The sequence below is a fragment of the Microcoleus sp. Pol12B5 genome (genome assembly GCF_036701335.1).
Lineage (GTDB): Bacteria > Cyanobacteriota > Cyanobacteriia > Cyanobacteriales > Microcoleaceae > Microcoleus.
The window spans coordinates 16,856-38,464 of record NZ_JAUBQQ010000042.1 but is presented as its reverse complement, the minus strand read 5'-3'; the positions used below and the strand labels follow the sequence as shown (position 1 = coordinate 38,464).

Annotated in this window: 15 protein-coding genes and 1 tRNA gene; 7 read left to right on the top strand and 9 right to left on the bottom strand. The window is 44.7% G+C overall.

The features are described 5' to 3' along the window. Nucleotides 1-153: 153 nt before the first annotated feature. The 3 genes from QUA24_RS17660 to murA all read right to left on the bottom strand — a co-directional run bounded on the left by QUA24_RS17660 (nucleotide 154) and on the right by murA (nucleotide 2,681). Nucleotides 154-235 (bottom strand) — tRNA-Leu (locus QUA24_RS17660). After that, on the bottom strand, nucleotides 214-1,083 hold the full coding sequence (locus QUA24_RS17655; RefSeq protein ID WP_333230972.1) for a M48 family metallopeptidase: 870 nt from the start codon (nucleotides 1,081-1,083) through the stop codon (nucleotides 214-216). The genes QUA24_RS17660 and QUA24_RS17655 overlap by 22 nt, the downstream gene beginning before the upstream one ends. A gap of 179 nt (nucleotides 1,084-1,262) precedes the next feature. Beyond that, entirely contained in the window at nucleotides 1,263-2,681 is a 1,419-nt protein-coding gene (gene murA, locus QUA24_RS17650) for a UDP-N-acetylglucosamine 1-carboxyvinyltransferase (protein WP_333230971.1), read from the bottom strand. Nucleotides 2,682-3,046: 365 nt separating this feature from the next. Between murA and smc the strand changes: the two genes are divergently transcribed. The 5 genes from smc (at nucleotide 3,047) to QUA24_RS17625 (ending at nucleotide 13,491) form a co-directional block, all read left to right on the top strand. Then, nucleotides 3,047-6,937, top strand: a complete 3,891-nt coding sequence (smc, locus tag QUA24_RS17645; RefSeq protein ID WP_333230970.1) for a chromosome segregation protein SMC — start codon at nucleotides 3,047-3,049, stop codon at nucleotides 6,935-6,937. Between the two features lie 68 nt (nucleotides 6,938-7,005). Further along, nucleotides 7,006-8,031, top strand: a complete 1,026-nt coding sequence (locus tag QUA24_RS17640; protein WP_333230969.1) for a PRC-barrel domain-containing protein — start codon at nucleotides 7,006-7,008, stop codon at nucleotides 8,029-8,031. Nucleotides 8,032-8,448: 417 nt separating this feature from the next. Then, nucleotides 8,449-9,384 carry an SGNH/GDSL hydrolase family protein gene (locus tag QUA24_RS17635; protein WP_333230968.1) on the top strand — a complete coding sequence of 312 codons (936 nt, stop codon included), beginning with the start codon at nucleotides 8,449-8,451 and terminating at the stop codon, nucleotides 9,382-9,384. A gap of 81 nt (nucleotides 9,385-9,465) precedes the next feature. Continuing rightward, a complete protein-coding gene (locus QUA24_RS17630; protein WP_333230967.1) occupies nucleotides 9,466-11,646 on the top strand; it encodes a hypothetical protein in 2,181 nt (726 codons plus the stop codon). Nucleotides 11,647-11,658: 12 nt separating this feature from the next. Continuing rightward, nucleotides 11,659-13,491, top strand: coding sequence for a DUF6798 domain-containing protein (locus QUA24_RS17625; protein WP_333230966.1), 1,833 nt, complete (start codon nucleotides 11,659-11,661; stop codon nucleotides 13,489-13,491). Between the two features lie 126 nt (nucleotides 13,492-13,617). Here the strand turns inward: QUA24_RS17625 and QUA24_RS17620 are convergent, their stop codons facing one another. From QUA24_RS17620 to rfbC, 4 genes are all read right to left on the bottom strand, one after another. Beyond that, nucleotides 13,618-14,592, bottom strand: a complete 975-nt coding sequence (locus QUA24_RS17620) for a glycosyltransferase family 2 protein (RefSeq protein WP_333230965.1) — start codon at nucleotides 14,590-14,592, stop codon at nucleotides 13,618-13,620. A gap of 92 nt (nucleotides 14,593-14,684) precedes the next feature. Beyond that, on the bottom strand, nucleotides 14,685-16,478 hold the full coding sequence (locus QUA24_RS17615) for a hypothetical protein (protein ID WP_333230964.1): 1,794 nt from the start codon (nucleotides 16,476-16,478) through the stop codon (nucleotides 14,685-14,687). 197 nt (nucleotides 16,479-16,675) lie between these two features. Continuing rightward, nucleotides 16,676-17,548, bottom strand: a complete 873-nt coding sequence (gene rfbD, locus QUA24_RS17610) for a dTDP-4-dehydrorhamnose reductase (protein WP_333230963.1) — start codon at nucleotides 17,546-17,548, stop codon at nucleotides 16,676-16,678. Between the two features lie 2 nt (nucleotides 17,549-17,550). Further along, entirely contained in the window at nucleotides 17,551-18,096 is a 546-nt protein-coding gene (gene rfbC, locus QUA24_RS17605; RefSeq protein ID WP_333230962.1) for a dTDP-4-dehydrorhamnose 3,5-epimerase, read from the bottom strand. Between the two features lie 49 nt (nucleotides 18,097-18,145). On the opposite strand from rfbC, the gene QUA24_RS17600 reads away from it, so the two are divergent. Next, nucleotides 18,146-18,820, top strand: coding sequence for a methyltransferase domain-containing protein (locus tag QUA24_RS17600; RefSeq protein WP_333230961.1), 675 nt, complete (start codon nucleotides 18,146-18,148; stop codon nucleotides 18,818-18,820). Between the two features lie 130 nt (nucleotides 18,821-18,950). Continuing rightward, nucleotides 18,951-19,550: a Uma2 family endonuclease gene (locus QUA24_RS17595; RefSeq protein WP_333230960.1), complete on the top strand. Its 600-nt coding sequence runs from the start codon at nucleotides 18,951-18,953 to the stop codon at nucleotides 19,548-19,550. Nucleotides 19,551-19,789: 239 nt separating this feature from the next. On the opposite strand, the gene QUA24_RS17590 is transcribed toward QUA24_RS17595, so the two are convergent. Both QUA24_RS17590 and QUA24_RS17585 read right to left on the bottom strand, forming a co-directional pair. Next, nucleotides 19,790-20,854 (bottom strand): NAD-dependent epimerase/dehydratase family protein, encoded by a 1,065-nt coding sequence (locus tag QUA24_RS17590; protein WP_333230959.1) that lies wholly within the window; start codon nucleotides 20,852-20,854, stop codon nucleotides 19,790-19,792. Further along, nucleotides 20,847-21,608: a glycosyltransferase family 2 protein gene (locus QUA24_RS17585; RefSeq protein ID WP_333230958.1), complete on the bottom strand. Its 762-nt coding sequence runs from the start codon at nucleotides 21,606-21,608 to the stop codon at nucleotides 20,847-20,849. Before QUA24_RS17585 ends, QUA24_RS17590 begins: the two co-directional genes overlap by 8 nt. Between the last annotated feature and the right edge of the window lies 1 nt (nucleotide 21,609).

The window sequence follows — 21,609 nt, the reverse complement described above, 5'->3', positions numbered from 1 at the left end:
GACGGTTGACTGTTAACGGTTGACTGTTGTCATTAGTTACCAATTCGCAATTCCCGATGCCCGATGCCCGATGCCCGATGCCCGATGCCCAATATAAATTAGGGTTCCAGACTTATCATCTGGAACCCTAGATTTATTAAGCTTTTTTAGCAGTGGGCGGGGAGAGAATCGAACTCTCATACCTTTCGGTGTCAGATTTTGAGTCTGATGCGTCTACCAATTTCGCCACCCGCCCTTTTGGGTTTCACCATCATAACACACCGATCGATTTCCTGCAAGCAAAGATTCATAATCTTTTGAACTTGCCCAGCGATCGATCTCTCTGGCGCGCAATACTGGTACAGGATGGGACAACTGAGCCGTCTGAGCTTGTTTGAGCATATCTCCCAGTTGAGTGCTGCTGAGGTCGTCGTAGGCCCGGGCCTGCGCCAAAAACGCATCGACATTCAGTTTCGGAGCTAAAGTCGGCGAACCTCCAGCCAGTTTCATCAGCACCGATGCTACCACTTTTGGGTTTTGAGTGGCGAGCAAGGCGGCGCGATCGCAAGTAAATTCCGCACACCGCAACCATTCCAACATTTGCGCCTGCAAACCCTGCACCAGCACAGTTCCCACAGGCGAAATTTGGCCGGCGGCCAACACAATTAAATTAGCCAGAGTCAGGTAAACTCCGTGCTCGCACTTCAAATGCCCCAACTCGTGAGCAATTACTGCCTTAACTTCCTCGTCTGTGAGCAAATCAATCAGAGAAGTGTGCATCACCACAAAAGGCTGTTTTCCCCGCATCGCGAAGGTGTAAGCATTTGGCATCGGATGCTGGCGGACATAAAGCTGTGGCGCTTCCAAATCCAGAGTTTTGCAGGCATCCAACAGCAATTGATGCAGGTGGGGCAATTGATTTTCGCCGACTTGGACGCTGGAAGCCAGATTTTCCAGCATAAAAAACTGTTCGCCAAGTTGTCCCAGCAACTGCCGCACGATCAAATCCAGGCCGGGCAGTTGTTTGAGCGAGTTGGTGGCTTCCAAGTCTAACGGGTGGCGAAACTGGTCTGCTTTCAAACCGATGAGGGGTATGTTCGACATTTTAATCCTGAGTCATTAGTCAATAATCACTGGTCGTTAGTCATTGGTCATTGGGAAGTGGGAATTATGAATTGGCAATTGAAAAAGGTTGAATTATTTTTCTTCCTTCTTCCTTCTTCCTTCTTCCTTCTTCCTTCTTCCTTCTTCCTAATGACTAATGACTGCTGACTAATGACTAATTAACAGTTTAAACCCGATCGCACGGGATTGACAGGAGCCTCAGCAGTCGCCGGGTCTGTACCCTCTTTGACCCGTCGCAAGTTAGCTCCCAATTTTTGCAGTTTCACCTCTAACTGCTCATAGCCGCGGTCTAAATGCTGCAAGCTGCTGATGGTGGTGACACCATCGGCTGCAAGTCCCGCTAACACTAACGCCGCCGAAGCCCGCAAATCTGTTGCCACTACCGGCGCACCCGACAGCCGGGACACTCCGCGCACAATCGCTACATTGCCTTTCAGGCGAATGTCCGCGCCCATGCGGTTGAGCTCTGCTACGTGGCGCAAGCGATTCTCAAACACAGTTTCTTTGATCAAGCTGTCTCCTTGGCTCAGCGTCAGCAAAGCCATAAACTGAGCTTGCATATCTGTGGGGAAACCGGGATAAGGCAGAGTTTCGATGTCTGTGGCTGAGTGAGTTTGGCCGGGAACTATCCGCAAAATGTCGGGGGATTCTGCAATAATTTTCGCCCCCATGGTCTTCAATTTGGCAATGACTGCGGTCAGGTGGTCGGGAATTACCGGCGACAAACTGATTTCGGAGTGAGTGATGGCTCCTGCTACTAAAAATGTTCCGGCTTCAATGCGATCGGGAATAATTGAATAGTCTACCGCGTGCAGCTTGGGAACTCCCGAAATGACGATCGTATTCGTGCCAGCCCCTTGAATTTTTGCTCCCATGGCGCAGCAGAAATTCGCCAAATCTGCGACTTCCGGCTCTTGAGCCGCATTTTCAATCACGGTTTCTCCTTCAGCCAGAGTCGCCGCCATCATCAAAGTTTCAGTTGCGCCGACGCTGGGGTAGTCCAAATAAATTTTGGCTCCTTTCAGGCGGCGGTTCGGCCCTTTGACGTAAGCGTGAACCGTGCCGTGGTCGATGTGGACTTCGGCACCGAGGGCTTGCAAACCGCGAACGTGAAGTTCAACGGGTCGCGCGCCGATGGCACACCCACCGGGCAAGGGCACTTTAGCAAATCCCAAACGGGCTACCAGCGGCCCGATGATGAAGAAGCTCGCCCGCAGTTGGCTGACTAATTCGTAGGGGGCTTGAGCGTCTATGAGGTTGCTGGCGTTGATGTCTAAAACGTCTCCGTGCTGCTGTAATTTGACTCCTACAGCCGAGAGAATTTGCCCCATGCGGGCGACATCGACTAGACCGGGAACGTTGCGGAGACGGCAATCCTCTGGGCATAGCAGGGCTCCTGCCATGACGACTAAGGCCGAGTTCTTGGCGCCGCTGATTTTGACGTGTCCTTTAAGGGGCTGGCGACCCCAAATTTGCAATACTTGTTGGTCGCTTTCAGATGAAGCTGGCAGGTTAGATGAGTTCTGAGCTGGTGTAATGGGTTTGCCCTCCATAATTCGCTTCGTTACTTTATACATTATTAATTTTGGTTCGATTTTACCGGAAAGTTTTTATATGTCTAGGGGTAACATTAGGAATTCCCGGAATTATATTTGCTGGCATTCAATCTGGGCAAGGCTTTCAGGTTTACTCGCACAAATATTGTCCATCTAGTCTCATGAAGTTATCTGTATCAAACTTTACGTTCATTTGTAGCGTTCGCTCGGCTCACAGATGTTGTACCTTTGTCAACGAACTTTTTAAGTAAAACCCGGCTGGGTTGTTGACAAAGGTGTAAGATATCGGTTCGATCGACAATGCCAGAAAGTTAACACATTGTCGATCGCCCCATTGCCTGTGCTACCCTGTGACAACAACCTAGAGCCAAAGCTACTCCTAGCATATGGTTCACATTAAACGGATCGAACTGACTAACTTTAAATCTTTTGGCGGCACGACGGCCATTCCCGTGCTGCCCGGTTTTACTGTGGTTTCCGGGCCCAACGGTTCTGGGAAGTCCAACATCCTCGACGCTTTGCTGTTTTGTCTCGGACTTTCGAGTTCTAAGGGAATGCGGGCTGAACGTTTGCCGGATTTGGTGAACAGCGCCCAAAACAAACGCGGTACGATCGAAGCTAGCGTGACTGCGACTTTTGCGCTGGAAGATGTGGGGGAGGAATGGTTCGCGCGGGATGAAGATGAGGAGGAAAATGTAACAGATGAGTTATCTGTTGAAGCAGAGGAAGTTGAAGGGATAGAAACTGCCGAAACTCAAGACAACAACGGCCAATCATCTTCTGTCAATCAAGAATCGCCTCTCTCAGTTGCAGAAGCCGCAGGGATAGAAACTGCCCAAACTCCAGACAACAACGGCCAATCATCTCCTCTCAATCGAAAATCAAAAATCCAAAATCCAAAATCGGATGAGTTATCTGTTGAAGACGTAGAAGAGATAGAAATTGCAGCAAGTCAAGACAACAACGGACAACTACTCGCTACTAATAAAAAATCCAAAATCCAAAATCCAAAACCGGATGAGTGGAGTGTAACCCGCAAACTTCGGGTAACTCGCCAAGGTACTTACACTTCAACTTATTACATTAACGGCGCACCTTGCACGCTGACTCAACTTCACGAACAACTCAACCGCTTGCGAATTTATCCCGAAGGCTATAACGTCGTGCTGCAAGGAGACGTTACCAGCATTATTTCGATGAATTCTAAGGAACGCAGAGAAATCATTGACGAATTGGCTGGTGTGGCTCAGTTCGATCGCAAAATCTCCTTAGCTAGGCAGAAGTTGGATGAAGTTAAGGAGGTGGAAGAACGCAGCAGTATTGTGGAAAAAGAGCTGATTTCTCAGCGCGATAGACTGGCTTCCGATCGCACAAAAGCGGAAAAATATCAAAAATTGCGGGCGGAATTTCAAGAAAAGTCGCAGTGGGAAATTGTGCTGAAATTCCGCCAATTGCAGCAGCAAGAATGGAAACTGCGAGAACAAATCGAAACGGGCGATCGCACTTCTGCATCTCTCACCGAACAACTGCAAGCAATTAGTACCCAAATTCAAGAAGCAACCGCCGAACTTGACGCACTGAATGCCCGCGTTAAAGCTTTGGGAGAGTCGGAATTGTTGGCTTTGCAAGCGACGATTGCGACTCAGGAAGCGGAACGGCGGCAACTGCAAAACCGCAAACAGGATTTGGAAAAAACTGCTGGGCAAATGGCGGCTAATATAGCACAAACCGAGCAAGAAGTTCGGCAATTCCGGCAAAGTTTGGAGCAAATTGAAATTGAAATATCTTATGTTAAGTCTCAAACAGGAACTTTGCAGGAACAGCGGGACGAAGCTCAGGATTCTTTAGATAAGAATCGGGAAGTTGCAAATGCGATCGCCTCGACGGCCGAAGTTTGGGTACAGCAGCAAACGGAATTGCACCGCCAAATCGAAACAATTCAACAAACTTTAGAACCGCAACGTACAGAACAAGCTACCATTGGCGAAAGAGCCGATCGCCTGCAAAGTCAAATTCAAGAACAAAACCAATCGCTGCAAGTATTGGAACAGGAAATTGCAGCGAAAAAAGAACAGCAATCTCGCCTTGTGGAAACCAAAGGCGTTGCATCTTTGCAAGTAGAATCGCTCAATCAGATTTTAGTCGAAGCCGAACAAGAATTGCAACTGCAACAGGAAACTCAAACTCGTTTGTTGGAAGAACAGCGGGAAAGACAGCGCAAATTAGACAAATTAGAAGTGCAGTTTCAAGCACTGCAAGAAGCGACAGGAACGTTTACTGCAAAAATTGTCGCGCAAAGCGGAATTGGGGGAGTTTGCGGCTTGGTGGCTCAACTCGGCAGGGTGGAACCGCGCTATCAGTTGGCGCTGGAAATTGCCGCGGGCGGGCGCATGGGAAATATGGTGGTGGAAGATGACAGCGTGGCTGCTGCTGCGATCGAATTGTTGAAACAAAAACGGGCGGGAAGGATGACGTTTTTGCCTTTGAATAAGATTAGGGGCGGCAGGTATTCGGTGAATGAAAATTTGCGGCGCGCGGCTGGGTTTGTGGATGCGGCTGTGAATTTAATTGACTGCGATTCGCGGTATCAGGAAATTTTTGCTTACGTTTTTGGCAGTACGGTTGTGTTTAGCAACCTCAGTGATGCCCGCCGCTATTTGGGACAGTACCGCATTGTCACTTTGGACGGGGAAATTTTGGAAACTAGCGGGGCGATGACTGGGGGAAGTTCTACTAACAGATCTACGTTGCATTTTGGCACGGTTGAGGCTAGTGAGGCTGCTAGTGAAGCGCGGACGATCGCCTCTTTGCAAGAAAGGTTGGAGGAAATTGAGCGGATTTTGGAACGGTGCAAAATTGCGATCGATCGCGCTTCTGTTGCAGTCAAAACTCGCAGCCAAGAATTGATGGAAGCGAAACAAAATTTGCGCGAACATCAGTTGCGCTTGGAACAGTTGGATTCAGAAATTAAGAATTTGCAAGCGCAACAGGAACAAGTGCGATCGCAAATTGCGAAAAATACACAGGAATTAACTAATTCGCGATCGAGATTGCAGTTGCTGGAGGGAGAATTGCCCGCACAGGAAACTCAATTGCAGCAGTATCGGCAAACTTTGGCGCAGTTGGAAGAGTCGAACAGTCACAGCGAATGGCAGCAAATGCAATCGGGTTTGCGCGCTCTGGAAGCGCAACTCCAAGAGCGAGAACTGGCTCTGAGAAACGTCCAGCAACGCCTTGTAGACTTGGAAAATCAATTCGGGCGTTTGGAAGACAAAATTAAGGAAGGCAGCGAGAAATTGCAGGAATGGCAAGTGCAGCAAAACACAGGGGCGGATGCACTCGATCGCCTTGTTTCGCAGCAGTTAGAACTCGATCGGCAAATTGCGGAAGCTAAGGCGGCTTTGGGGGAAATTGAGGAAAAATTGGGCGTGCAGAAGGGAGAGCGCGATCGGGCGGAATCTCAACTGCGAGAACAGCATTTAGCCAAACAACAGTTACAATGGCAGTTGCAAAAACTCCACGAAACCCAGCAAGAACGCCGGGAACAATTAGCCGCCATCCGCACTCTATTGGAAGCGCAGCGGGCGGAAATGCCCGACCCCGTGCCGTCGATTCCTGAAAATGTCGAGAAAGCCAATTTGACGGAATTGCAGCAAGAAGTAAAGGCGATCGCCAAACGCATTCAAGCTTTAGAACCGGTCAATATGCTAGCCTTGGAAGAGTACAACCGCACTCAAGAACGCCTTCAAGAATTGAGTCAAAAATTGACGACATTGGAAGGAGAACGCACTGAACTGCTGTTGAGAATCGAAAATTTTACCACACTCAGGCGGCGTGCTTTTAAAGAAGCTTTCGACGCGGTTAACGAGAACTTCCAGACTATCTTTGCGGAACTTTCCGAAGGCGACGGCTATCTCCAGCTAGATGACCAGGAAGACCCCTTCAGCAGTGGCTTGAATTTGGTGGCTCACCCGAAGGGCAAACCCGTACAGCGGCTGGCTTCCATGTCTGGAGGCGAAAAGTCGTTGACGGCGCTGAGTTTTATTTTTGCGCTGCAACGCTACCGCCCGTCTACGTTCTACGCTTTTGATGAAGTGGATATGTTTCTGGATGGGGCAAATGTGGAGCGATTAGCTAGAATGATAAAACGACAGTCTGAACAAGCCCAGTTTATTGTTGTGAGTTTGCGGCGACCTATGATTCAATCGGCTGAGCGTACAATTGGCGTTACTCAAGCGCGGGGAGCTTATACTCAAGTCATAGGACTGAAGTTGTAGTCCCGGAGTTTATGTTAACGCTCGTGTTGAGTGATATATGTACTTAATAAATCAGGATTAAAGTTAGAATGACATCCGAACAAATCTGCCAACGCTCCGATATTCTAGGCACTCAAGTCATCACCCGCGACAGAGGTAAACGCTTGGGGGTGGTTAGTCAATTGTGGGTGGACATCGATCGGCGGGAAGTTGTGGCGATCGGTCTGCGTGATAATATATTCGCGGTCGCTGGAATGCCGAAGTTTATGTTCCTCAGCAATGTCAGTGAAATCGGCGACGTGCTGTTGGTGGAAGATGAGAGCGCGATCGAAGATGATGTTGATGTTGAAGTCTACAGCATTTTGATTAACAGCGAAGTTATTACCGAAACCGGCGAACTTTTAGGTAGGGTGCGGGGCTTTAGGTTCGATCCCGAAGACGGTAAGTTAGTTTCTATAATTATCGCTTCCCTGGGAATCCCCCAAATCCCCGACCAAGTTCTCAGCACTTACGAGTTGGGGATTGAAGAAATTGTCAGCAGCGGCCCGAATCGCTTGATTGTGTTTGAAGGTTCCGAGGAAAGGCTCAGGCAGCTTAGTGTGGGTTTGCTGGAGCGCGTTGGTTTGGGCCAAGCACCTTGGGAACGAGAAGAGGACGAGGCAGGTTATTATCCGAAACCCGTGGCTACGGGAAATCAATTGGGCCCGGGCGTGCGGATACCTGCACCGGAAATGCGGAGCCGGGTAGCTGCGCCTGCGGTGGAGGAAGTTCCTTGGGACGAGGATTTAGAGTGGAATCGACCTGCGGTTCGCCAGCCGCAGATGCGCGCGGTGCAGGTACAGCAGCAGCCCATCGAGGATTACGAGGATTACGAAGAGGATAATTGGGGCGGCGAGGAGGACGATTACGAAGAGGAGGAGTACGAGGAGAAGCCGCAATACACTCGCGCTGAGATTTCTCGCCCGAAGCAGCCGGTGGTGGAGTACGAGTACGAGGATGATGTGGAGGCTGATGCTTGGGCTGACGATGAGGCACCGAAGCCTTACCAGGCTCCTAGGGTTAATATCCCTGAGAAAACTAAGACTCCTGAGTATGAGGAGGAGCCTGGTTATTAGGAATTAATCAATTAGCTCAAACCAATATTTTGCACTCTTCTTAAGAACGGGCAAGATGCCCGTTCCACAAAAAGTAGATTTTCTTGTGGAACGGGCTTCTAGCCCGTTGCTGATATTGGTGCAAGATGTGAGTTTAAACTGAGATGTGGCACTATTCTCGCTTAACAGGCAAGATGCCTGTTCCACAATCAAGTTTATTTTTTGTGGAACGGGCATCTTGCCCGTTGCTGATATTGGTGCGCTCAATCTAATTAAATTAGATCCATGAACTAGATAATACTGGCATGGCAGTTTAGTATACTTTGGCTGACGTTTCATATTATGTTAATGAGCGAAAAAGACTTTGCTAAAAATGTTGCTTTCAGATTAATAACATATCTAATTTTTCCAATTTTTTTATCCACCACCACGGCTGAAATGGTCTTGCGAGTTGCGGGATACAAACCCTGGCAAATAGAAAATGTTGATGTTGCGGTCGAACCAAAAGGTAACTTTTTTACCAAAGACTCGGAACTCGGCTACAAGCATTTGCCGGGTAAATTCAAGGTGACACTTAATGGCAATTACTCATTTCATGCGACTCACCTCAATAATAGTTTAAGAATTACACATCCACTCAATACTTATAATCAATCCTCACAGAAACCTGAAATTTGGATATTGGGCTGTTCTTTTACCTACGGTTGGTCATTGAATGACAGTGAAACTTATGCTTGGTTACTGCAAGAGAAATTACCCAAATATGAAATAGTTAATTTTGGCGTTAACGGCTACGGCACGCTGCACTCGTTGATTCAATTCAAAGAAGCACTCAAACAAGGAAATAAACCCGAAATTGCGGTGATTGCTTATGCGGGATTTCATGACCGCCGCAATACTTTGTTAAGGGCGAGAAGAAAACAAATGGCTGCTTGGAATAAACTCGGTATTCTATTTCAGCCCGATGCTAGGCTGAATGGAGAAAATAATTTTACCTACAGCATGGCAAAACTTGAATATCGCGAGTTCCCCCTGATGCGGGTTTCTGCATTAAGCCATTTTTTGGAGGTTAATTACAATCAATTTGAAGAGGGATTGTATAAAAGCCATGAGGTTTCTAAGGCAATTATTGAAGAATTTAACCGTGTGGCTGAGGCTAATGGTGTTAAGTTAGTTGTGGCAGGAATTAATGCGGGTTCTGCTAAAATGTTGGAGGAGTTAAGTCAGGAAGGAATTGCTACAGCGGATATTTCGGTTGATTTGAAAATACCTGCCAATAATAATTTACCTCATGACCTTCATCCAAGTGCGATCGCCAATCGGCAATATGCAGAAAATTTGGAAGGTTTTTTGCAAGGTACTGTTTTAAGGTAAGTTAATGAACCGCGAAGGCGCAAAGGGCGCGAAGGAAGAGGGAAAGAGGAAGTTTAGAAGTTATTTAGGGTTGCTAGACTAATGGGAGTATTTGATTTAGTTTCTTTTAAACTGCCTCGAAAATTTATCATTGATGGTTTTTTCCTGTTTTTACTTGTTCTCGTAACAGTTACAGTAACATCAATTTATGTATCCAGCGAACATACTTTTTATTGGTGGGATTACGCGGGCTACAATACCGCTACAGTCAACACGGCAAATTTATTTCGAGACTCGCCAGATAAAGCATGGCGGGGAGTTATAGAATCGCTATCTAAGGAAAAAAACCTGTTAATCTCTCTGCCGTTAGTGCCATTTATTCTATTATTTGGCGACTCTCGGCTGAGTTACATCCTCAGCGTATCCCTAATTTATGTGCTGCCGTTTCGCCTATTGCTGGGGGCAATTTCTGCAAAGCTAATTCCAGTTTATCCCCGCCGGGTGTTTTGGTCTACTGTGCTGCTGAGTTTATTAATTCCTATGAGTTGGATACCGACTCTGCGGGGATATCTGGATACTGGTGGCTGTGTGTTTGTAGCCTTGGCAATTTGGGTTTATTTGCAGGATGTTAAGCTGAAATCTTGGTGGAAAATCCCGTTAATTGGGTTTTTGCTGGCGGCGGCTATTCTGTTGCGGCGCCATTTTGCTTATAGTGCGATTGCATTTTTTGGTGCCGCGACTTTACAGGCTTTCATCGAGTTTATTGTACTAATATACCGTAGGAAATCGGCATTGTCGTCTCCAGAAGACAAGGAGGGGGTAGTGCCGTTTCCCTACAGATGCTTGTTTGAATCAGGTGTAAAGTTGGGTTTGATAGCTGTAACTAGCTTGACTATTTTAATGTTGGTAGCGGGAGATTTTACTCGCAGTGCTCTGACGGTAGACTACCGCAATTTGTATGTCGCTTGGAGTTTGCCTGTAAATGATATTTTAACTCGTTATGCGGATTTTTACGGTTTGGGAACTTGGCTGCTGGTACTGATTGGTTTTTCTGCAGGAATTATCACCCGAATCCTGGTTCCGGCGGCGGCTATTTTTGTTTCATTGTTTGGAGTTTTGTCGCTGATTGAATGGCTGTTAGTTTTGCGTTACGGCTACTTGCACTATACAATTCATATTACACCGATCGCACTTTTAGGACTATCCACATTTTTCTGGATAACTTGGCTGACACTCAAGGGAAAAGTCCGGTATTTGATGGTGGGCGCAGCGGGTTTGTACCTGGTTTTGAATGCCGCAGTCGGGTTAATTCCTCTCAAAATTGATTTGTCAAGACTGTTTGTGGGTAATTTTCCGCCGTTAGTGCGATCGGACTACGATGAAGTTGTAAAATTAGTAGAGTTTCTGCGAAAATTAGCACCGAATGAAGAACCAATTTATATTGCCGGTGCTTCTAACAATTTCAATGCTAATATCCTCAGACAAGCTAACCGAAAATTAAACCCGCCGGAGGGTTGGTGGAAATTAAATACAATCGGGAGGCCGCAAATTGACTCGCGCGATACTTACCCGCTACCCGAGTTATTGCAGTCACAATATGCGGTGGTTGCTGTACCTTTTCAGCAGGTGTTACCGACTGACGAACAAGTTTTGCGATCGCACGAACAAGATGTTGTTAAAGTTGTGTACGATGCCTTTACTCAAAACTGGGAAATTGCCCGCGATTTTCAATTTCTACCGGAACAGTTTAAGCTAGAAAACGGCGTGACTGTCAGCGTTTACCGGAGGATGCGGCCGACTGATACAGCAACGGCAGTTAGGACTCTGGATGCAATGCAGCGGCAAATAGTCGATCTACCAGGCACACAGTTAGATTGGATTAGTTTGCATCAATCAATCTACACAAGTGCTAATTATTCAGTCAGTCAAGAATCGGATAACCTATATAAGATTGTAACTCATCCAATTAAAAAAAGCAAGAAAATCGATACATCTTTCCTGTATTTAGGTTCCATCTCAGACAAAGTGAAAGTTACTGGCAAACTCAATTTACCTAACAAACAATGTCCGGGAGTTGCCCTGCGCTTGACTTTGTGGGACAAGCAAGGTAAATTAGTAGACTTAGCAGAGATGGCTTATAGTCAAAAAAGTGCGATCGGCTTAAATCTATTAGTTGAGGGCAAAAATCCCATTTATCTGCTCCTTGAGGTATTGAGTAACAGCAAACAGGATTTAACAAACCAATGCCAACTGGAGATTAACAATTTAGCTGTCAGTAGGTAAGTTGAACCGTCAATGCAAAAACATCAAAAATCCCACTGGTATTTTAATCTATCTCTGTATACTTTTGTCATCATCGGTTCCCTGATGGCTACAGGCTATCTTTTCCCGATTGGAGGCAACTTCCCCGAAGTGCCGCCCATTCAATTTATGTTAAATCCTGAACTGTACAAAAATGACTATTACGTTCAGGAAATGGTTAAGTTTAATCCGAGATATTACTATTATTATATCATCTATTTGCTCGCCAACTTAGGAACAAGCATTCCCCTATCGCACTTTATTTATCAATTCCTAGCCTTCGGTTCATTTATCGTAGCTTGCTACGCAATTCTCAATATCTATACTAATTCTAAACTGCCTGCAGCAGCGATGGCTTTTTTATGTATAGCGGCTTCATTTACAGATGTTGGTAACACCCTGATATTTTCCACAAAATCAGTACCCAGTAGCTTCGCAATGGGTTTCGCCATCTGGGGAATTTACTTTAGTTTGCGCCAGAAATGGCTGACCGGGTATTTCTTTTTTGGACTGGGTTGTCTGCTGCAATTTTTAGTTGGTTTGTTGCCGGGATTAATGATGGTTCCCGTTTTGGTAATTCAATCTGTAAAACAGCGGAATTTCAAAACATTGATTTTGGCGATCGCACTTTTAGCAGCCATGGCAAGTATCGTTTACGTACCGATGTTATTAACAGGTACTACTAGCACTCACACTATCGACAACGCCCAGTTTGTCTACATTCACGCGAAAGTGCGAAACCCCCACCATATCCTCCCGTCAAATTGGGATGTTGGGAATTGGTTCAACTTTATATGTTTCATAATTGGTGGCTTACTGTGCATCAAAAAATCCGATTTATTGCCACAAGAAGACAAGATTAATTTTTATGTAATGGTTGGCACATCACTTTTTGCATTATTTCTAAATTACGTATTTGTCGAAGTTTATCCTTTAGCTTTTATCGCCAAACTACAGTTAGCTAGAACCGTACCTTTTGCTCAATTAATTATATTTATTGCTGTTGCTTTGACGGTCGAGCAACTTTATCGAGAAAAACAAATAGCTATTAGCTTGTTGCTGTTAGCTGTACTAACTTTGCCTTTTAGGGGCATCATTTTCTTAGGATTATCAGTTTGGCAAACAAAAAATTACGTATTTACTAAAAGATATAATATATTGTTGTGGATTTTAACAGCAGGAACGGTAATTTTCAGCTTGATATATCCGGTAACTGATTCATGGGAAATAATGGGCGATCGAATAATTAGCATCCCAGTCTTTTTCTCAATTCTCGCCTTCCCATTCATTTTAGAAAAAGCATCCCTTGCTAGATCTATAAAACAGACTATAACTCACACATTAGCATTAATATCTACAGCCACCTTGGTTTTTGGAATAGCAGGAATTCTGCCTAAACCTATATTAAATGTATTTCAAACAAGAGTTAATATCAATGCCGTTCCCAGAGACGACTTAAGCAAATTAGCTGTACGATTTTCGCAAAGTAGCAGCCGCGATTCACTCGTATTAATCCCCCCCTCAGTTACCAGCTTCCAGTTTTTCTCCGAAAGAGCGATTCTCGTCAACTTCAAGAACTTTCCCTTTACGGAAAAAGGCATTAAAGAATGGCAAAATCGCATGGAGGCTGTTTTAGGAGTACCATTAAATCCGCAAATTATCTGGGGAGGAAATAACTTTTTCATCCGCCGCAGCAGTGCAGATTTAGTCAAAGTAGCCAGAAACTATCATGCCGATTATATCCTCACTCGCAGCGATTGGCATCCAAATATTGACGGAGAAATAGTAGAACAAGAAGGCAAATGGATACTGTTTAAAATTAGGTAATAGGTAATTGGTAAAACTTGTTAAATCCCAATTAGAATTTTATCTGAGTTTGCAGAGACAAACTTTGCTTGTCTGTAAGCAATTTCAATATCTGGTTTATCTGCGTTAATCCGCCTTAATCTGCGGTTAAATATCAAAACCTGAATCATCAATAATTTCGCTAATTTGCTTGTCCACATAATCAGCATCCACATTCCGCGCCATCAACTCAGCTAAAATCCCCAAAGAAATCAACTGCACCGACAGAATTGTACACAAAATCCCAAAAAATAACAAAGGTCGATTCCCGATCGGCCCAAAATTCATCCCCGCCAAATTCAGAAACCAAATAACTATCAAATAACTCAGCGAAACAGTTCCAACCAAGCCAAAACACAATCCCAAACCCCCAAACAAATGACCCGGTTTGTGTAAATACTGCGTCGTGGCTAACACCGTCAACAAATCAATAAATCCCCGCGCATAACGTTCCCAGCCGTAATTCGATTTTCCGTGCTTGCGCGGATGATGTTCCACAACTACTTCGCCAATTTTAAACCCTAAATTGTTTGCTAAAGCTGGAATGTAGCGGTGCAATTCTCCGTACAATTTAATCGACTGCAAAACTTCCCTACGATACGCTTTAAAACCGCAATTCATATCGTGCATTTGCACCCCAGTCAGCAAACACGCCACGGCATTAAACAGCTTGGAAGGTAAAGTTTTAGAAAGCGGGTCGTTTCGCTGTTTTCGCCAGCCGGAAACTAAGTCAAATCCAGATTCTAAATGATGTAAAAATTTGGGAATTTCAGCGGGATCATCCTGAAGGTCAGCATCGAGAGTAAAGATAATTATCCCTGCTGCATTGCGAAATCCTGCTGAAAGTGCGGCGGATTTGCCAAAGTTGCGGCGCATTTTAATCGCTTTAATTAGTTTGGGATGTTGGCTGGCTAAATCTGTGATTTCTTGCCAGGAATAATCGAGGCTACCGTCATCTATGAAAATGACTTCGTAACTGTCAATTTCTGTTTGGAACATGACAAGTTTAATTTTTTCAAACAGCAATTTGAGGGTGGCTTCTTCGTTGTGAACTGGGATTACGAAGCTGAGATGTTTTGGCATAGGGCTATTCTATTTAATTTGTGTTGTCAAGGAGATTTTTTTATTAACCGCAGAGGGCGCAGAGGTCGCAGATGAGGCGAAAGAGAAGTTTTTTAGTTTTTATTGATAACTTGGGAGTTTCGCAAGGCTACCCAACCTTTGCGGTTTTTAAAGGAGGCATAGGCTGTCAATAATTTATCTGTTGGTGATGTTTGAATGTATCCTCTCCAAGCTGCAAATTCGTAGGAATGGCCAAACAATTTAACTAAATCTGGGCGCGTAAATCCTGACATGGCGAAACCTCGAACGACATTTTCTTGGTTGAGAATGGCAATACATTTTACATTGTTTTCGGGGTCTCCTACCCAGCCAATTACTCTCGCTGCCGTTGGTGCAAGTTTGGTGGCTGTATCAAAATATCCGGGTACTCCGTCTTTGGGCGCTGACAGTAAATTTGCGTCGATTTTTGTGTCTAATGCTGCACAGAAATTGTGTTTTTTGATGTCTCGGTTAAATGGTACTAAGTTGTTAGTTTTTAAGGCGTCGATTAAGCCGACAAAAGCGGCGGGTTTGTTGCCTACGCGGTCTTTAATTAGCGTTACGTCGGTGATGCCTAATTGCAGTGATAATGCTACTAACGGTTGATAGGTTGCTCTGCGGGCGATCGCCATTGCAGTTTCGCCTCCCACCCCGTACATTAAAATAATCGCGACTGTGGCGACTGCAAACAGCGGTGTCAGCCAACGCCCTTGAATTCTTGGTGTTGGCTGCAACTCGCGCACCCACAATACTGTCAGCACAATTGTGCTCATCCAAAACAAGGCTGGGAGTGTGGCGTAGCGGGAAGCTGTGGCTTGTTCGACGCCAAATCCCGATCGGCTAACCGCGGCCATTAACGCCGTTTGCAGCGTGTAAAGTTGGATTGATAGCCAAGGCAGCCAATCCGGGCGAGCGACCTTTTGTACAAATAGCCAATAACCCACAAAACCCGTCGCTGCAATCAAACCAATTATACCAATAATTGAAGCAACAATAATATTTTCGCTAAATATTCCGCCGAGATAAGTGGGAATATATTCGAGAGTTTTGAGGGGGTTAATTTTTGTTAAAGAAGGGTGGTGAGATGGAGTTTTATAAGTTAAGAAATAAATGCTAATCACTCCAATAGAAGCAATGAAATACAAATAAGTTATTTGCCGAGGGAACCGCAGCACAACAGCAGCCGCACACAATATCGGCCACAAAGCTAAAGGAGTGCTGTAACTAATACAGCCTAAAATGCCAAAAACAATGCTCCCAATTACCCACTTATTTTCTAAATGCGGGAGCGGGCACCGGGGAACCGCCCCTACAAACTCGTTACCAGGCTCTGCCTCCCTTTTATTTAATAAATCTGTCGCATAGGATTGCAAACAAAATATCGAACAAATCACAAATAAATTAGCAATTATCCAGTGAACGCCGCTGAATCCCCGCATCCAATTGTGAGCCGCCGCCGGAGTAAAATTAAAAATAGAAATGCAAAGAAGTAGCGAGATAAATTGCAGCGGAAAACGCCTCAAATTTAACGGCAGCAGAGCAATTAATAGGTGGCACTGAATCCAAGCCAAGAACCAGGCAACTAAACACAAACCAATATTTGAACCTTGGGTGACAACTATATTCAAGCCATAAATAATTGCCGGAATAAAGACAAAATGCTCGTTCGCCCGAAATATCCAATTAAAAGGATTTGTAGAGAAACCGTCTACTGAATAAAAATTCCATGTCATCCACCAATAATCAAAGTTAGACAAGTCTCCCGCTTGGGATATCAAGTACAAAATATATGAAGCTGGTATTATAATCCCGAGAACTGATGCGGAAATTAAAATATATTGTTGCTTGACTTTCATGGATTCAGACATAGGGAGATTTTTATTAATTGGTAGGGGCAGGTTAAGGCGATCAACTTAGAATATAACAGGTAACTCACGAACAAAACCCCACCTCGCGTTTTGATTTTTCCTCTAGAACCAGAAACCCGGTTTCTTCCTGTCTGTCTAGTCGTCAAACCAAAGATGGCGGGCTTAAACCGGGTTTATTTCTATGGGTAAATCTTATTTCATTTCACTTCTCTTGCCAGCATTTTTCTGAGTCCTTGCCGCCAGTGGGGAGGATACGTGCCTAGAAGTGCTGATATTTTTACCGTAGAGAGGACAGAAAAAGCCGGACGTTTTGCGGGTGTTGGATATTCGGCGGTGGTGATGGGAATTACGCGCTGAACTTTTAGGGGAAGGCCGAGTTGTGCTGCTTCTTCAAAAATGGCGATCGCAAAATCGTACCAACTACAAACACCGCTATTAGTATACTGGTAAGTCCCAAAAGTTTCTGACCCTAGGAGAGGAATAATTTGCGAAGTTGCCTCCGCTAAATCCCCAGTCCAAGTAGGACTTCCGATCTGATCTGCTACTACTCGAATTTCTTCCCTTTCCTTTCCCAACCTCAGCATGGTTTTCACAAAATTACCTTTGCCACCGTTGCCGTAAACCCACGCGGTTCTAATAATAATATGTCGGTTTCCCGATTTTAGAATTGCTGCCTCGCCTGCTAATTTCGACTTGCCGTAAGTTCCCAGTGGATTCGTAGAATCTGTTTCCAGATAAGCAGAACCGTGGCTGCCATCAAATACATAATCAGTAGAAAAGTGAATCAAACTTGCTCCCTGTTTTTCGCATTCTTCGGCAAAAATTCCTGGGGCAATAGCGTTGACTGCATATGCTAATTCTGGCTCACTTTCGGCTTTGTCTACCGCAGTGTAAGCACCCGAATTGATGACTAAATCCGGTTGAATTTCAGCCATTGCTTGACGGATGCTTTCGGGTTGGGATAAGTCGAGGCGAGTGCGATCGAGCGCAATAACCTCTCCCACAGATAATAAAATCGGCTGCAATTCTTGAGCTAGCTGTCCGCTGCCGCCTGCAAGTAAAATTTTCATGATCAAAACACTTGAGCTCTTTTCAACGTTTGTCCCGCTTGGTCTTTAGCTGATAAGATTGGTTGGGCACCATCTAGTGGCCAGTCGATCGCCAAATCCGGGTCATTCCATAGGATACACCGCTCGTGTGCCGGTGCGTAATAATCTGTAGTTTTGTACAAAACTTCAGCCGTCTCGGAAACCACTAAAAAACCGTGAGCAAATCCCGCCGGCACCCAAAATTGCCGTTTATTTTCTGCACTCACTAAACAGCCAACCCACTGCCCAAAAGTCGGCGAACTTTTTCTAATATCCACCGCTACATCAAATATTTCTCCCGCAACTACCCGCAGCAATTTGCCTTGAGGCTGCTGAATTTGGTAGTGCAAACCCCGCAGCACATTTTTAGAAGATTTAGAATGATTGTCTTGAACAAATTCTGCGGTAACGCCTGTTTGTTCAACAAAAGCTTTGTGATTGAAACTCTCAAAAAAGAAACCGCGATCGTCTCCGAAAATTTTCGGCTCAATTATCAGAACTTCCGGTATTTCGGTAGATATAACATTCATAGTTAGCTGTGAAAGTGATAAACTAATACTCAGTCTCTGCTATTTTACTATGAAAGCCGACGCATATCTCAAAAACTTGTACGCCAATCGATTTGATTCCCGACAACTGCAAGCCAAGATGGCACTCTGGAAAGTTTTAATTGACGAATTTTTACAAGATTATGTTCCTCCCGAATCAACCATTTTAGATATTGGTGGCGGTTACTGCGAGTTCATAAATCAAATTCGAGCTAAAAAAAAATATTTAATTGATCTCAACCCCGATTCCAATTTATTTGCCAATCCAGATGTAAAAGTGCTGAATATTGATGTTTTAAGTTTTGAGAATCAACCTGCTTTTAGGGAAGAATTTGACCGGATCTTTATCTCTAACTTTTTTGAACATCTCCGTAATAAAGAAGAACTCATCCAACTTATTTTATTTTGCTTTGAGGCACTTAAGCCAGGGGGTTCTCTCTTAGTTGTCCAACCAAATTTTAAATATTCTTTCAAAGAGTATTACGACTTTATCGACCATCAATTACCAATTACCCACTTATCGCTGCAAGAACTTTTACAAACAGTCGCTTTTGAAATCGACCTAATTATACCGCGATTTTTACCATTTTCGACCAAAGGCAGACCGGCCTCGCCTTTGCTGTTAAAAATTTACTTGAAATTGCCTTTTTTGTGGCGGTTTTTGGGAGGGCAAATGTTTGTCAAAGCATCGAAACCAAACAATTAATGGTCGGGGAAAGCGATCGCCGCCCCTAGAGCATTTCAATTGTTATAATAAAAATTGCAAGTATTCCTGTAGTTTGGGCTGGGCAAAATCAGGATAAATTTGCTAAAAAAGCATCAATTTTAGGAAAAAAATGATGACACAAACATCCCGCGCCATTGCTGTGAATATTCCGCCGACACTAATACTTACCGTTACCCGCGAGCAATTCGTTCAATTGGCGATCGCCAACCGAGAATTACAATTAGAAAGAACAGCACAAGGAGAGTTAATCGTGAATCCACCAACCGGAGGCGAAACAGGATATAGAAATCTCGATATAGAAGGACAACTTTGGTTGTGGAACCGTCAAACTAAACTAGGTAAAGCGTTTAACTCTTCTACTGGTTTTCACTTGCCCAACGGAGCAGATCGCTCTCCCGATGCTGCTTGGGTGCGTCAAGAAAGGTGGGATGAGCTCACCCCAAAACAAAAAGAAAGTTTTATTCCCTTGTGTCCTGATTTTGTGGTAGAACTCCGTTCTAAAACTGACAATATGGAACCGCTGCGAGCCAAGATGAAAGAGTATATGAACAATGGCGCTCGTTTGGGTTGGTTGATAGATCGGAAAAACAAAAAGGTGGAGATTTACAGGCTAAATCAAGATGTAGAAGTCTTGGAAAATCCTATTAGTTTATCCGGTGAAGATGTGTTGCCTGGGTTCGTCTTAGATTTGACAGAAGTTTGGGGATGAATGCTGAATGGCGTTTAATATCTGCGAGCGGTCATTCCTCATGTTTTAATCGGACAACAATTGAGATATAATTCGATCTAGTCCGATTGAAAAAATAGGTTTATGTATAAATTTATGTAGGAAGCGGCACTTCCGTGTCCTAATACCGGGCACTCCAAAAGCCGTTTTCCTACCGCATGGAAATATTTTTATTACCAAATTGCACACAACATCCCCCTGCATCTGCGGTTAAAAAATCCCTACAAAATTGAACTTAAAACCACCTCATTAGCAGCAATCCAATCATAAATATCCTGCAAAGCCGCTTCCGGCCCAATAGCAGGCCGCCATCCTGTTTTCTCCATCACCCTAGAAGAATCAGTAATAAAAATCGGAATATCCCCCGCACGTTCCTCCAAAACAGGATTAATTGAAATCGATTTTCCACTAATCTTTTGGCACAAATCAGTTGTCTGAACCAAAGAAAGACTGTTGCTCAAACCACCGCCAACATTAAAAACTTCGCCGTCAAATTCAGCGAAATGTTCTAATTGATAATTAACTAACCTCAACAAATCTTCAACGTGCAGCAAATCCCTAACCTGCTTCCCGCTGCCGCCAAAACCGATATAACTCAGCGACTTTTGAAAATAGTGGGCCGCCACCCACAAACCGCAAACTCCCTGATCTACTTTACCCATTTGCCAAGCACCAGTAATTAACCCGCAACGGTTAATAATTGCGGGCACATTGTATGCTTCCCTGTATTCCTCAATCAGCAATTCCGAAGCTAATTTAGTTGCTCCGTAAAGCGAACGGTGTCCTTTTAATGGGAAGTCTTCTGATATGCCCAACTCGGATATACCGGGTAAAGTTTGCTCAGGGGCGATCGCAAATCTATTCGGCAACTCTAACAGCTTAACCGATTTGACACTGGCGATCGGATAAACCCGACTGGTAGACAAAAACAGCAAACTCGCACCCGTTTGTCTCGCCAACTCCAAAACATTTACAGTGCCCAGTAAATTCGTCTGCAAAACGTACTGAGGTGAACTAAAACCAGCCAGTACAGAAGGCTCCGCAGCACAATCTATAATGCAGTCAGCATTGAGTGCAACTGGATCTAAATCTGCCGCTGTGCGAATATCCCCGTAAACAAACTGAATCCCGCAACTTTTAAGCCGAGGCAGATTCAATTCCGAGCCGCGGCGACGCAGGTTATCTAAACAAATTATTTGCCATTCCGGGTGCAGTTTCTTCAGGCCAATTGCCAAACAACTGCCGATGAAACCCGCACCCCCCACAATTAAGATTCTCTCAGGCATTCACTTTTAATTTTGCTATCTTTCTAGTCCGGTGGTAGTCGCCGCGAGAGAGATGTTTTTCCAGCCACACATACAAGACAATAAACAAATACCGACTGCCCATCTCTTTGATTTTCAGCTTAGAAATACCAGCAGTCCGATTGTACCACCTCAGAGGGATCACCGTATAGGAAAAACCCCGAACAATTGCTTTTAAAGGCAGTTCCACTGTCAAATTGAAATGATGGCTCAAAATCGGTTGCACGCCTTCAATCACTTCTCTGCGGTAAATTTTAAAAGCATTGGTGACATCGCTGTACCGCAAGCCGAAAATACTTTTGACAAACCAGTTTGCTAAGCGGTTAATTGCTAACTTGTGAAGTGGATAATCCACCACAAAGCCACCTTTGATAAAGCGGGAACCAAAAACGCAATCATATCCTTCTTGTAGCTTGCGGTATCCTGCTACCAAATCCATCGGATCGTCGGAAGCATCCGCCATCACAATTGCTGCGGCATCTCCGTCAAATTCCGCCAAACCACGGCGCACGGCAAATCCGAAACCATTCGGAGGTTGATTGTTGATGTATCTAACTGTGGGAAAAGTCTCTGACAACTCCTGGCAAATATCAATAGTTCGATCGACACTGTTGTCATTCACTATCAAAATTTCGTGCGGAATGCCTTCTAAATCGAGCGTCTGGGCGATCGCCCGCACAGTACCGTACAAACAGCCCTCCTCATTGTGGGCTGGTATAATCACAGAAATTTTCACT

Excerpts from the sequence above, each read along its gene's own strand:
- QUA24_RS17625 (WP_333230966.1), top strand. The coding sequence starts at position 11,659 with ATGCAAAAACATCAAAAATCCCACTGGTATTTTAATCTATCTCTGTAT.
- QUA24_RS17620 (WP_333230965.1), bottom strand. The coding sequence starts at position 14,592 with ATGCCAAAACATCTCAGCTTCGTAATCCCAGTTCACAACGAAGAAGCC.
- QUA24_RS17590 (WP_333230959.1), bottom strand. The coding sequence starts at position 20,854 with ATGCCTGAGAGAATCTTAATTGTGGGGGGTGCGGGTTTCATCGGCAGT.
- QUA24_RS17640 (WP_333230969.1), top strand. The coding sequence starts at position 7,006 with ATGACATCCGAACAAATCTGCCAACGCTCCGATATTCTAGGCACTCAA.
- QUA24_RS17600 (WP_333230961.1), top strand. The coding sequence starts at position 18,146 with ATGAAAGCCGACGCATATCTCAAAAACTTGTACGCCAATCGATTTGAT.
- rfbD (WP_333230963.1), bottom strand. The coding sequence starts at position 17,548 with ATGAAAATTTTACTTGCAGGCGGCAGCGGACAGCTAGCTCAAGAATTG.
- smc (WP_333230970.1), top strand. The coding sequence starts at position 3,047 with ATGGTTCACATTAAACGGATCGAACTGACTAACTTTAAATCTTTTGGC.
- rfbC (WP_333230962.1), bottom strand. The coding sequence starts at position 18,096 with ATGAATGTTATATCTACCGAAATACCGGAAGTTCTGATAATTGAGCCG.
- murA (WP_333230971.1), bottom strand. The coding sequence starts at position 2,681 with ATGTATAAAGTAACGAAGCGAATTATGGAGGGCAAACCCATTACACCA.
- QUA24_RS17655 (WP_333230972.1), bottom strand. The coding sequence starts at position 1,083 with ATGTCGAACATACCCCTCATCGGTTTGAAAGCAGACCAGTTTCGCCAC.
- QUA24_RS17630 (WP_333230967.1), top strand. The coding sequence starts at position 9,466 with ATGGGAGTATTTGATTTAGTTTCTTTTAAACTGCCTCGAAAATTTATC.
- QUA24_RS17595 (WP_333230960.1), top strand. The coding sequence starts at position 18,951 with ATGATGACACAAACATCCCGCGCCATTGCTGTGAATATTCCGCCGACA.
- QUA24_RS17615 (WP_333230964.1), bottom strand. The coding sequence starts at position 16,478 with ATGTCTGAATCCATGAAAGTCAAGCAACAATATATTTTAATTTCCGCA.
- QUA24_RS17635 (WP_333230968.1), top strand. The coding sequence starts at position 8,449 with ATGGTCTTGCGAGTTGCGGGATACAAACCCTGGCAAATAGAAAATGTT.